Source organism: Winogradskyella sp. UBA3174 (genome assembly GCF_002364335.1).
Taxonomy (GTDB): domain Bacteria; phylum Bacteroidota; class Bacteroidia; order Flavobacteriales; family Flavobacteriaceae; genus Winogradskyella.
The window spans coordinates 118,030-130,481 of the sequence record NZ_DEXW01000025.1; the positions used below are offsets into that span (position 1 = coordinate 118,030).

The following is a 12,452-nucleotide window of genomic DNA, read 5'->3' on the forward strand; positions in this document are numbered from 1 at the left end:
CTTTTTTTTGTTTATATATTGTTTAATTTATTCTACAATACTAGGAATTTCAATATCAAAGACAAGGTTTGTACTTCCAGGAATTACTGGTGGTTGTCCACTTTCTCCATAGCCCAAATAATAAGGTATAAATACACGCGCTTTATCTCCAACTTTCATGTTTAACATAGCCTCTCTAAAACCTGCAACTAACGTAGCAGTTTTATTATACGGCATAGCAAATGGCGCATATCCACCACCTTTATCTTGTCTTTCATCATATTTGCCATTCTTTTCAGCAATAGATTTCCAAGTGGTCCAGAATAAGGTGCCATCTTCAAAATAACCAGCACAATCTATATTCACTTTATCAGTAGGTTTTGGTTTAATACCATCATTTTCTTCTGTAAAAATCATTGCCATTCCTGTTGGTGATTCTATACGACGACCATTTAAAGTTTCATTCTTTTTTAAGAATTCTGTTTTTGCAAGATCTGCTTTAGCTTTAGCTGCTTTTTGAGCTTCTTCTTTTACAGAAGCTTGTTTTTCTTTTATTAAAGGAAATTCTTCTGTAACCACCTTAGGTGCATCAAAGGCTTTAGCCTCAGCGCCTTTTCTAATTATATTTAATTTAGTAATAACAACATCTTCAATAGGTTTGTTGTTTCTAGCTTTTGGGTCTATCGTTTTTACATTAGATATAGAATCATGTACGTCCATACCTTCAACAACTTGACCAAAAACGGCATGCTTATTATCTAAACTTGGCCATGGCTTTTCCATAATAAAGAATTGGGTGCCATTTGATCCAGGTCCACCATTTGCCATAGATAAAATCCCTGGCTTATCGTGTTTAAGTTCTGGATGAAATTCATCATCAAATCTAAAACCAGCTGACCCTGTACCTGTAGCAGTTGGATCACCACCTTGAATCATAAAATTATTAATAACGCGGTGAAACGTAATGCTATCATAAAAACGCTTGCCTATAAATTCTTCACTTACTAAAGGGTGATTTCCTTCTGCAAGTGCAACAAAATTAGCAATAGTTGCTGGTACTTTGTCGTAATGCAATACGGCAACCATTGTCCCTTTGGTGGTTATAAATTCTGCATAAATCCCATCTTCTAAGTCAGGATAACGTTCTTGGCAAGAAATATTTAATAATACTAATAAAACAACAAATGTTGTAAGTGCTCTTTTAATCATTTTTCTTAATTATTGTGTTTAGTGTTACTTCGCAAATTAAAGGAACATTTGTTCCTATTTTATTATCATCTCCATAATAGCCGAATGCTTTTTGAGATGGAAAAATAAAGGTTGCCGTTTCTGTTGGTTTAAGAAGTTTTAAACCTTCACGTAAACCTGTAAACAGCTCTTCTTTATCCATAATATATGTTCTATTCTGTTTGGGATAAATTTCCACACTTTCTACTGTAGAGACATTGTAGTCAAAATCTACTAAATTCCCAAATTGGGGCTGAAATGTATCAGTTACGACTTTGTTATTGTAGTAATACCAAAAGCCACTTTCTGAAGCGATATAGTTTTTATCTGGATTATTTTTTATGATGTCCTCAATCTGTGTTCTTTCTAATTCGTTGAGTTTTTTATTTCGTTCAGCAGATTTTTTCAAGAATGACCCAGATTGCACAGATTCTGGTAGTCGTGCTTCTGGTGATTTACAGCTAAAACATAGAAGTGCTAGAGAGAAAATTATGAGCAGGTGTTTCATTTTTAATACTTTAATTCTTGTTCTAGGTTTGGGATAACTCTTTTTTATACTTTGGTAATATACTAATAAAATTATCAATTGTAGATTTCATATTAGTTTCACTGCGTCCGCCAGCGGCATTGGTGTGTCCACCTCCATGAAAATGTGCTCTCGAAAATTCGTTAACAGAGAATTCACCTTTACTACGTAACGAAATCTTAATAATATTATCTTTTGCGCTTTCAATAAAAATAGCTGCAAATATGATGCCTTTTAGTGATAATGCATAGTTAACAAAACCTTCCGTATCTCCTTTCTTAAATTTAAATTCATCTAACTCAGCTTGAGACAAGTTAATGTAAGCTGTTCTTAATTCTGGTATTACTTTTAAGTTAGACATCGCTCTACCTAATAATTGCAGACGACTGTAACTATTAGTATCAAAAATATTATTGTGTATTTCAGAATTATTAGCTCCTTTTTCTATGAGATTACCAATAACAAAATGTGTTCTGCTTGTGGTTGCTGCGAACCTAAAAGAACCTGTGTCTGTCATTATACCAACATACAAACATGTTGCTATAGTTGGATTAACTTTATCTGCGTCACCTAGCATTTCAATAAAATTATAGACCATTTCGCATGTAGACGACATCGTTACGTCAGAATAGGTGTACTTGGCATAATCATCTGGTTGTTGGTGGTGGTCTATCATTATCTTAATAGCAGTTGAAGCTTCTAATGGACTCGCCATTAGTTCACCGGCACGATGAAACGCATTAAAATCTAGCGTAAAAATAACATCAGCATTGGTGATTAAAGCGTTGCTTTCTTCTTGTTGATTTTCAAATTTCAAAACGGTATCGTTACCTGGTAGCCATTTTAAAAAATCAGGATAATCATTAGGAGCGATAACCACTACGTTATGATCAAACATTTTTAAATAATGATACAAGCCTAAAGTAGAACCCATAGCGTCACCATCTGGGTTTTTATGCGGAACAATAACAATGTTCTTAGGTGTACTTAATAATGTCTTTACTTCTGAAATTTGTGCTTTAATCATAGTTTGCGAAGATACAATTTTTTAGTATTTTGAGTACTTGATTAATTAAAGAAATGCATTACTTTTGCACCAAATTAAAAAAAATCACATGGCAACTAACAGAACATTTACAATGTTAAAGCCTGATGCTGTTGAAAAAGGACACATTGGCGCAATATTAGAAAAAATTTCAGCTTCAGGATTTAGAATCGTAGCAATGAAATTAACTCACATGACAACTCAAGATGCTAAGGCATTTTATGCAGTTCATAGTGAACGTCCATTTTATGGAGAATTGGTAGAATACATGACACGTGGACCTGTCGTAGCAGCAGTTTTAGAAAAAGACAACGCTGTTGAAGATTTTAGAACATTAATCGGAGCAACGAATCCTGCTGATGCAGCAGAAGGAACTATCCGTAAATTATATGCAGCTTCTATTGGAGAAAATGCTGTTCACGGAAGTGATAGTGATGACAATGCAGCTATTGAAGGTGCTTTCCATTTCTCAGGAAGAGATATGTTTTAGGCATTTAGTTTTATAATTATTAAAAAAAGACCATCTGTAAGGATGGTCTTTTTTTTTGCTTTTTCATCAAAGAAGTTCCTTGTAGTCAGTATTTAATCTTTTTTATGTTTTTGTTCGGTATGATTTTGGTTTCCATTAATCATTTTATGTTCGTCATATATTGCATTGGACATTCCAAGCATAACTGCGGTAATGATTAAAGTAAGCTTTCTCTTTACCCAATGAACAACCCGTTTGGATTTCTCCAAATGGGTTTTATTCTTTTGTTTATACATTTTAGGAATGATAAATGATTAGACATTTGTTTTATCATTTTATGCAGCTAAGTGCACAAATGCATAGAAAATTAAATCTGCTCTATGCGATGTATAAACTTGGATATTGTTTACTTGATGTGATTATTTTATTCAAAAAAACGTATTGAACTATCATTGCGTTTATTTTTTGATAAAGCTCAATTCGTAATTTTAAAATAGTTAGAATTTGAGTGCTATAAACATCTAGTAGATTGGTATATGAAATTAAAGCAACGAATACTTTTCTTGATAGAATTCTTCTTCCGTAAGTCCATAATCCCGAATATTTATGGCTAAATTCTCTTCTAGTATTGACGTATGAGACTTGATGATAGTTTGCAGAATTTATTGGAGAATATAAAGAATATTCGTTAACCATCAGACCAAAAATCAGAAGGAAAGAAATCAAATATTTTATATATCTCATCAATTTATTTAGTTCAAATCATCAATTTTTTGTCATACGTCACTCAACGTTGTTATATGGTTTGCTTCGCCAGTTCACTTTACTTGGTTATCAATAGACTAAAAATTCTGAAAAACGTTCAGTTTTGATCGAATTCCATTCTTCTTTTATGATGCTATAATAAACATCAGTTCTGCTTTCTCCATTTGAAGCGACGTAGTTATTTCTAAAAACGCCCTCTTTCTGAGCACCTAAATTTTCTATTGCTTTTTGAGACCTTAAGTTTTCTTTATCGGTACTAAACTGTATTCTTTTAAATCCAATATTTTCAAAACCAAACTGCAATAATTCGTGCTTACAAGCTTTGTTTAATCCTGTGCCTTGAAAATCCGTTCCATACCAGGTCCAGCCAATTTCGCATTTTTTATTTGCGGTATTAACATTTCCATATCTTGTACAACCTGCAACTTTATTATTTTGCTTGTCGATAATTAAAAAGGGATAACAAAGACGATTGTTTTTGTCCTTAATCGTTTTTGCTATATAGTTTTTAAGACCCTGTTCGTTATTTATTTTCATTCCCATAAACTTCCAAATTTCTTTATCGAAGATTATTTCTTTGAGCTCTTCATTCCTCTTATTCTCAAAGGGGAGAAGTAAAACTCTGTCGTTTTCAAGTTGAATGTTTGATTTTAGAATTTTTATTTTCATTTTTTAAGCTTGTTGTAAACTTTTGGTGTATAGTTTCGTTGGCACTAAGGTAGCAAATAGTAGCGAGCCTATTGTGCAGCAACTAGGAAATTCCGACAGGAAATTTTGAAGCAATAAACTATGAACGTTGTTGTGATCAGTTTTGATTCGGACTATTATTTTAAATAACTCTTCCTAATCTTTTGGCTTCAGCATCTTTTCTTGCTCCATATACCATTCCAATTACCATTCCAACACCAGTTCCAATAGATAATCCAATACTTGTTCCAAGACCAGCAACAATCGCTGTACCTATCGATATACCAATTCCTGTTCCAAATATCATCCCATAAATAATCCAGATTTCAGTATAGTATTTTGCTGATGTGAAAGAAAATTCATTTTTAAGAAATACTTTAAATTCAGATAGTTTTTGTCTGTAGATTTTTTTTCTGTTTTCCGTTACTGTATTTAGATTCAATGAAGAGAGTTTTTCTTGTATTAAATTTAACTTGACTTCAGTTAAATCTTTATTATTCAAAGATGATAATGTTCTAATAAAACAGTTATAAATTTTTTTTTCAGATTTTTTATCTGTTTGAGATAGTAACGTGTTTAATAATTCAGAAGTCTTGTTTATGTTCATCATACTTTATTAGTCGTTGAATTTGTTTTTTTGTTTCGACAGTTTTCAATTTTCTGGTTTATTAGCTCTTCTGTAATCTCCATCTGCTTGATTAAAACCTCTAAATCTTTTATAGTAGTTAATTCTGAATGGTTTTTCCAACTTTGCATAGATTCCATACCTAATATTATTTCTCTTGTATTTCTCTCTAATTTTAAAAACGCACTCAATTAATCTTTATTATTGATAAACCCTTATATAATCTAGCTCCATAGCACTTTCTGTGAATTCATGGCTAATGTCAGGTTCAATTGCTATATTTAAAATTATATAGTAGTCAGAATCATAAGGCCATGTGTCAGAATTCTTAATGGATGGTTCATAAGTAAAATGATCGACTCCATCAATACTAAATATCATTTTGTCCTTAGTCCATTCAATTGCATAAAGATGAAATTGAGTTGATGCATTCGACACATATTGTCCTCCAAGATTTTTAACGTTATAACCATAACTTGAGCCATTATGTACAGCACTTGACACATAGTTTTGATTCTTTCCCCAATGTTCTAGAATATCTATCTCACCACATATTGGCCATTTGGAAGTCCCAAATCCTTGATTATCCCAATAAGCACCATCTTCATTTATTGTCTTATTTAACATCCAAATAGCTGGCCAAGTACCAATCCCATTTGGTAGTTTTGCCCTAATTTCTATGCGTCCATAAGTGAAAGCAAATTTTGAATTTAATCGGGCAGAAGTGTATTGCTTTATTTCACCTTGGTCATCAAATATTTCTTTTTTTGCAATAAGGTTTAAAAATCCATTCTTTAAATATGAATTAGCTTCTCGGTTAGTGTAATGTTGAATCAATCCACCGTACCAATTTCCTCCTGGCGGAAGTTGTGTCTGATGGAACCAGTTTTCTGAATTAATTACTCCATTACCATTAAATTCATCAGACCACACTAAAGTGTTAAATCTAGAATCTAGAACAGCTATTCCGTTATTTTGGGAATCATTTTGAACGGTTTTAGTTCCTTTAAAAATTAGATATAAAAAGAGAATTAATGCTGTAATTATGGTAATAAAAGTTATAGTTTTTTTCGTCATTAATAAAATCAGACTTTAAGTTTTTGAGTGTTCTCTAAAATGAATTGCAATTTTTGGTATAGGGTTTGCTTCGCCAGTTATCTGCGCTCTGGTGTTACGTGGTTAAGCAACTAAATTAGTAAAAGAGAATTAACCATTAGGAAAATTCGCAAGATGTGCCTAATAACGGATCATTAGTAATGAATTATATTTTTTTTTAGCAGTAATTACTATTTTAATAAGTCATTTGTAAATAAGTTCTGTTCAATAATTTTTTTATTTTCTAAATTGTGTTCAACGAGCCATTTTAAAAAAATATTAATTCTTTCAGGTTTCATAAATCCACATTCTTGGTCGTTACCAAAATACGGAGCTGTGAGATCAATTGATTGACTAATATCAATATTTGCTTTGTCATAATCTGTGAGATATCCTTTTAGTATGGTTATAGCTCTAGATTTATTTTCTGCTGCATATAAATAACCTTTTTGAGTTGCCTTGATAAAATTAGAATAATCATTTTTATTACTAATTATTAGGGTGTTTCTAGCAATTATAACAGGCGAATAACAGTAAGGAATACCAAACTCAGACATTGAGAATTTGTTTAATTCTATATGCTTAGTCTTCGCTTCAACACCTTCCCAATTGTCAAATATCCAAGTTGCATCTGCCTTACCCTCTAATAATGTATTCCATATTCCTAACTTGTCAGGATAGACTATTTCCATATTTCCTGTTCCTCCATCATTTTTAACCATTTCTTTAACAATATGGTCTTCATAGCGAGCTTTGTATGAGGCATATGTTTTTCCGTCTAAAAGTTTTGGTGAGTCTAAATTAGATGATTTTAGTGAAGCAATACTGCTAATATCCTCCTGTAAAATCGCGAAAACAGCAATTGCATCCACAATATTTTTTTTGTTATTCAGACTAATTACGGTCTCAAAGGGTGCAATCGTAAAATCCGTTAAACCCAACTCTAGCTTTTTTCCTGGGGTTATTTTATAATTATCCTCAAGCGGATTTAAAATTTCAATTTCAATTCCTTTTTCTTGATAATATCCTAATTCTTTCGCAATAAATATCCCGATATGATTAATGTTAGGGGTCCAATCTAATGCTATTCTTAATGTCTTCATCTTTAAACTTAGGTTTTTATTTTTTAATTAGAGCTAACGTTGGCAATATGCCATGATGCGGATTACGACCAATTCACTATCAAACCGATATGAAATTGAAACGGGCTGAAATCCCACCAATTACGCATTTCGCCACTTTTGCTATCTTAGGTGTTAGCATACGTTTACGTTACTTTTTTCCATATTATTTTTTCTGCTAGCAAATCTAAATCATAGATATAATTTGGAAGAGCCTTGTAAACATAAACTTTACCTCCTTTAAAATTGTATTCTTTTATTATATTGGTAATATCAATTCTTTCGTATCCTATTTCTCTCCGATCAAATCCTTCTAACTCTTCTGGTGTTATAAAGGACAATACGCAACTCATTGTACTTTTCTTTTTAGCCATTATATTTAGGAAGATTCTCTTGTCAAAAGGAATTGTATCTTTAATATAAAAACCATCGTATTTCAAAGATTCTTTAGGTAGTAGTGAATCATTATTAGACCCTACATAATTCCATTCTCTTTGAAAACCTTCAAGGTGTACTAAATAAATTGAGTCTATATATTTTCTTCCTAACGTTCGCTCTGTACTTTGAACAGAAATTAATGAACCATATCCAACCATTCCAACCATTCCAACCATTCCTTTTTCAATTTCAATCGTTAGTTTCTTTTCGAGATTATTGCAATTAAATTAGTAAACAAATGAGGACTAGAGAAAATTCCAGAGGAATATTCCAGATAAGCACTTGCCAAAGCAATTAATTATACATCGTGTTAGCATTTGTTATTTCGCGAGAGTATATTTAATTAACTCATTTTCCTCGTCGTCAATTAAAATTAAACTTCCATCGTTTCCGTAAACATATTTCCAGCCAAAAGGTTCGTTTTCTATTCGATATACTTTTGATTTAAGATTTGTTTTCATTAGTTCAAGTTTTTTAATTCGTCTGTAAATTTTTATATATATACCATTATTAGACATTTTTACAAACGAAAATTTCCCTTCATCTATTCTGTTTTCAAATCGCTGTTTACTCCAACTGTGTAAAACTTTAACCTCATTTAATTCACGCAGTTTGTTTTGATATTCTAATGACTTTGAAAGCTCATCAATTATATTTTGAGTCTTTATTTTTCTTAGTTTTTCAATTAGTTTAGGATATTTGATTTCTTGATTAAATAATGAGTAATTGTAAAATGTTGATGATACGCTTTCAAGTTCATACGCAGGATATTTTCCTCCAAAACTATCAATAGTACCTCCAATTTCTGCACATTTTTCAATTATTGGCCAATAAGCTAATTGACATTGCCCTATATAATTATGAGAAAGATTGATAATCGTCAAAAAACCACTAAAACCATTAGGATTATACCCCTTAGTTCCGTGAATATCAAAAATCAAAGAAGTTTTAATCATATTCGATATCGAAATACTGTCGGCAATTTTTAAATTAGTTGTTCTAACCAAAATTTCTTGGTCAATTTTATGAAGGTTATTCCAATATTCATTTATTTGAGTTTCTGTTTCCAACTTCTCAATTTCCGCACGATATTCTTCAATTGGAATTTGAGAGAAACTGAAACTTGCTGAAAGCAGTAATATTAATAAAACAGTAATGTTCTTTTTCATAATAAATGCTAACAATGGTATAAGGTACATATGTTCTTTATACACCCAAATATAGGATATATATAACATATGTTATATATATCCTTAATCATTTAAGGGGTTCGTAATTTTCTTATAGGTAGTCATTACCGTGGTTGTAAATCTCGGTTGTTTTAGTGAGCTGTGATCTAATAAAACTACATCACTTTTTTATAAGTGACTTTACGTGTGTTTTAAGTATTCTACTCTCCGCTTCGCTTTAAAATACCGTTAGGCTATACAAATTTTAGTTCTGAAATAGCTCTATTAGTTTCTATGAATTCTATTTTATAACCTTCAGTAATTTTTAAATTAAACTTAAGTACGGCTGCGCAGTAATTAGTAGATAATACAGTATAAAGTTACTGATTTTTCATATTAATGTGAAAATAGTACAATTCGTCATAAAAAAAATACAATTCGGTAAGTCTAGTTTTTAAAATCTCTAGATGTGTTAGATATTTGCATCAAACAAAATAGAACGTTATGAATGTCTTAACAAAAATAGTAGTGTTGTTAATATTAAGTATTGCAAGTACAATGATACAGCCTAGGGATACCTTTACGATAACAGTTACAGTAGAAGAGGCTGAAAGTGACAATGGTAAAATACTTTTAGCATTGTATGATTCTGAATCTAATTTTTTAGGTGAAATGTATAAGGGTACAAAAAGTGAACTAGCAAATAACAGTTGCACTATTATATTTAACGATATCCCTAAGGGTAGTTATGCGATTTCAATCTTTCATGATGAGAATGATAATGGTAAAATGGATACTAATTTTATAGGAATTCCTAAAGAAGACTACGGTTTTTCTAATGACGCTAAAGGGTTTGTGGGACCACCAAAATGGAAAGATGCTAAGTTTGAACTTAACTCAGATAAAATACTAAAAATTACATTATAACACCAATCTAAAAACACATAAGACTATGAGAAATTTAATCATCATCGCTTTACTAATAGTTACAGGACTTACAGAAGCACAGACCAATTTTGAAAAAGGAATGACCAAAGCTTTTGATTTATGGACCAAAGATAAAATGGACGAAGCAGAAAATATGTTTGAGCGTATTGCTAAAGCAGAGCCAAATCAGTGGTTGCCCAATTATTATATTGCACAAATTAATAGCTTAAAGAGCTGGAATATTAAAGACGCAGCCGTTTTAAAAACACAATTAGATAAAGCGCAAAGTCATTTAGACTTAGCAATGACTCAAAGTGAGAATAATGCAGAACTTTTAGTGATGCAAGCACAAATTTTCACAAACTGGGTTGCTTTTGATGGGATGACTTATGGTATGAAATATAGCGGAAAAATCACACAACTGTATTCAAAAGCTTATGCGTTAGTACCTACAAACCCTAGAGTTGCTTTTGGTAAAGCAGAATGGGCGATGGGAAGTGCAAAATACTTTGGAAAAGATACTGCTCCTTATTGTCAAGAAATTGAAGCATCAATTGAACTTTTTGATACCTTTAAGGCAGAGACCGAATTTCACCCAAATTGGGGACAAAAACGTGCTGAGCAGGTTATGGAATCTTGCAAAGCGTAATTACAGTTCTGGTGGTAACAAGGTCAATTTTAAGGAAATAAAATATGAAGAATTTTTTAAAAAATATTGTATCAGGAATCCTAGTAGGTATTATTATAATGCTTATCGATCAGGTGATACGCTATTTTTCGGGTGTTAAAATTGCCTTTAATGAGAATTTCTTTCGCTCGTTTTCTTATTATATTATATATTCTATACCATTAACTTTAGTCAACTCATATTTCTTCGGTTATCTCAATGATCAAGTCGTCTGGGATCGGTACAGAAAATATCGATTAGCCATTGGTTTCTTTGGTTCGGTAACCCTAACTTTAATCTCTATATTCTTTGTTAGGGCTTTTATTAAAATTGCAATTGAAGGTCGAACATGGTTTGAGTTTGTTAATGCTGAAAAATTTGAGTTTTATTTTAATTCGCTCCTTATTACATTGGTTATTTCACTATTCTTTCATGTGGTTTATTTTTACAAAGAACTACAAAAAACTAAAGTAAAAGAGCAAAAAGTAATAGCAGGTACGGCGAGCGCAAAGTTTGATGCTTTAAAGAATCAATTAGATCCTCATTTTTTGTTTAATAGCTTAAATGTATTAACGAGTTTAATTGAAGAAAATCCCAAGAATGCTCAGAGTTTTACCACATCTTTATCTAAGGTTTATCGTTATGTTTTAGAACAGAAAAGTAAAGAACTAGTGACGGTAGACGAAGAGTTAAATTTCGCAAGAACCTACATGTCGCTTTTAAAAATGAGATTTGAAGACAGTATTATTTTCGAAATTCCGGATAAGGCAACAAATCCTGAAAGTAAGGTTGTGCCATTATCATTACAATTGCTTTTAGAGAATGCTGTAAAGCATAATATGGTTACTTCTAGTAAGCCATTACATATAAAAATATACGAAGATGGAGATCACTTAGTGGTGATGAATAATCTTCAGCCCAAGCAAATTGTAAAGAAAAGTAGTGGTGTAGGTTTAGAGAATATTAAACAACGTTACCAGTTGCTTTCAGAACGAAAAGTACACATCAACCAAAGAGATAAGGATTTTGCAGTAGCAATACCTATGCTCACAAAACAAGTATCAATTATGAGAACTACACAAAAATCAAAAGCGCGTCTTAACGATGATTATGTTAGAGCTCGTAAACGCGTAGAAGAATTAAAAGGATTTTATTATAGTTTACTATCTTATGTTTTTGTAATACCATTTTTAATTTTTATTTGGTACACCTATTCGAGAAACACCATACAATGGTTCTGGTTTCCAATGTTTGGTTGGGGATTGAGTCTGGTTTTTCAAGCCTATCGCGTATTTGTAGATCAAGGGGCTTTAGGTATTAACTGGGAACAGCGTAAAATTGAAGAATATATGCAAAAAGACGATAAAAATAATCGTTGGAATTAATTCTAAGAATCATGAAAACAGAAGCATCAGATTTAAAATATATAAAGGCTAAAAATAGAGTTGAAAAATTGAAGAAGTTCTATAACCATTTAGCAATTTATATCATAGTCAATATAATTATTACAGGTTTTAAAGTTTCTAACAATTTAGATAGTTGGGCTAATTTTATAAATGAACTATTAAGTATAGATGTTTTGAGTGTCTGGACCATTTGGGGACTGGTGTTATTGATACACTTTATATCTTTGGTTTTTGGACAAGGTTGGGAAGAGCGTAAGATTGAAGAATTAATGAACAAAGAATTATCAAATAACCATAAAGATTAAA

At 31.5% G+C, this 12,452-nt stretch carries 14 protein-coding genes; 5 read left to right on the plus strand and 9 right to left on the minus strand.

Annotated features, from left to right (window positions below; genetic code table 11):
- Positions 1 to 27: 27 nt before the first annotated feature.
- Genes B2U95_RS02960 through B2U95_RS02970 form a run of 3 tightly spaced genes read right to left on the minus strand, consistent with a single transcriptional unit; the run spans position 28 to position 2,759 of the window.
- A complete protein-coding gene (locus tag B2U95_RS02960) occupies positions 28 to 1,188 on the minus strand; it encodes a peptidylprolyl isomerase (RefSeq protein ID WP_296312622.1) in 1,161 nt (386 codons plus the stop codon).
- Positions 1,181 to 1,714 (minus strand): gliding motility-associated peptidyl-prolyl isomerase GldI, encoded by a 534-nt coding sequence (gldI, locus tag B2U95_RS02965; RefSeq protein ID WP_296312623.1) that lies wholly within the window; start codon positions 1,712 to 1,714, stop codon positions 1,181 to 1,183. Before gldI ends, B2U95_RS02960 begins: the two co-directional genes overlap by 8 nt.
- A 22-nt stretch (positions 1,715 to 1,736) precedes the next feature.
- The gene (locus B2U95_RS02970) at positions 1,737 to 2,759 is read right to left on the minus strand and encodes a DHH family phosphoesterase (protein ID WP_296312624.1); all 1,023 of its coding nucleotides are present in this window, start codon (positions 2,757 to 2,759) and stop codon (positions 1,737 to 1,739) included.
- An 88-nt stretch (positions 2,760 to 2,847) separates the two neighbouring features.
- Here B2U95_RS02970 and B2U95_RS02975 point away from each other — a divergent pair, with 88 nt between their 5' ends.
- Positions 2,848 to 3,267 carry a nucleoside-diphosphate kinase gene (locus tag B2U95_RS02975; RefSeq protein ID WP_296312626.1) on the plus strand — a complete coding sequence of 140 codons (420 nt, stop codon included), beginning with the start codon at positions 2,848 to 2,850 and terminating at the stop codon, positions 3,265 to 3,267.
- 813 nt (positions 3,268 to 4,080) lie between these two features.
- On the opposite strand, the gene B2U95_RS02985 is transcribed toward B2U95_RS02975, so the two are convergent.
- The 6 genes from B2U95_RS02985 to B2U95_RS03010 form a co-directional block, all read right to left on the minus strand.
- Positions 4,081 to 4,680 (minus strand): GNAT family N-acetyltransferase, encoded by a 600-nt coding sequence (locus B2U95_RS02985; RefSeq protein ID WP_296312632.1) that lies wholly within the window; start codon positions 4,678 to 4,680, stop codon positions 4,081 to 4,083.
- 160 nt (positions 4,681 to 4,840) lie between these two features.
- Positions 4,841 to 5,308: a hypothetical protein gene (locus B2U95_RS02990; RefSeq protein WP_296312635.1), complete on the minus strand. Its 468-nt coding sequence runs from the start codon at positions 5,306 to 5,308 to the stop codon at positions 4,841 to 4,843.
- A gap of 216 nt (positions 5,309 to 5,524) precedes the next feature.
- Positions 5,525 to 6,400 carry a glycoside hydrolase family 16 protein gene (locus B2U95_RS02995; RefSeq protein ID WP_296312640.1) on the minus strand — a complete coding sequence of 292 codons (876 nt, stop codon included), beginning with the start codon at positions 6,398 to 6,400 and terminating at the stop codon, positions 5,525 to 5,527.
- A 209-nt stretch (positions 6,401 to 6,609) separates the two neighbouring features.
- Complete coding sequence (locus B2U95_RS03000; RefSeq protein ID WP_296312643.1) at positions 6,610 to 7,521, minus strand: ABC transporter substrate-binding protein; 912 nt, start codon at positions 7,519 to 7,521, stop codon at positions 6,610 to 6,612.
- 164 nt (positions 7,522 to 7,685) lie between these two features.
- Positions 7,686 to 8,153 carry a hypothetical protein gene (locus B2U95_RS03005; protein WP_296312645.1) on the minus strand — a complete coding sequence of 156 codons (468 nt, stop codon included), beginning with the start codon at positions 8,151 to 8,153 and terminating at the stop codon, positions 7,686 to 7,688.
- A 144-nt stretch (positions 8,154 to 8,297) separates the two neighbouring features.
- Complete coding sequence (locus tag B2U95_RS03010; protein ID WP_296312647.1) at positions 8,298 to 9,146, minus strand: hypothetical protein; 849 nt, start codon at positions 9,144 to 9,146, stop codon at positions 8,298 to 8,300.
- Between the two features lie 504 nt (positions 9,147 to 9,650).
- Here B2U95_RS03010 and B2U95_RS03015 point away from each other — a divergent pair.
- The 4 genes from B2U95_RS03015 to B2U95_RS03030 are packed head-to-tail and all read left to right on the plus strand — an operon-like array spanning position 9,651 to position 12,451.
- A complete protein-coding gene (locus B2U95_RS03015) occupies positions 9,651 to 10,073 on the plus strand; it encodes a DUF2141 domain-containing protein (protein ID WP_296312648.1) in 423 nt (140 codons plus the stop codon).
- 25 nt (positions 10,074 to 10,098) lie between these two features.
- Positions 10,099 to 10,722 carry a hypothetical protein gene (locus B2U95_RS03020; RefSeq protein ID WP_296312651.1) on the plus strand — a complete coding sequence of 208 codons (624 nt, stop codon included), beginning with the start codon at positions 10,099 to 10,101 and terminating at the stop codon, positions 10,720 to 10,722.
- Between the two features lie 44 nt (positions 10,723 to 10,766).
- Positions 10,767 to 12,125: a histidine kinase gene (locus B2U95_RS03025; RefSeq protein WP_296312653.1), complete on the plus strand. Its 1,359-nt coding sequence runs from the start codon at positions 10,767 to 10,769 to the stop codon at positions 12,123 to 12,125.
- Between the two features lie 11 nt (positions 12,126 to 12,136).
- A complete protein-coding gene (locus tag B2U95_RS03030) occupies positions 12,137 to 12,451 on the plus strand; it encodes a 2TM domain-containing protein (protein WP_296312656.1) in 315 nt (104 codons plus the stop codon).
- Position 12,452: the final 1 nt, after the last annotated feature.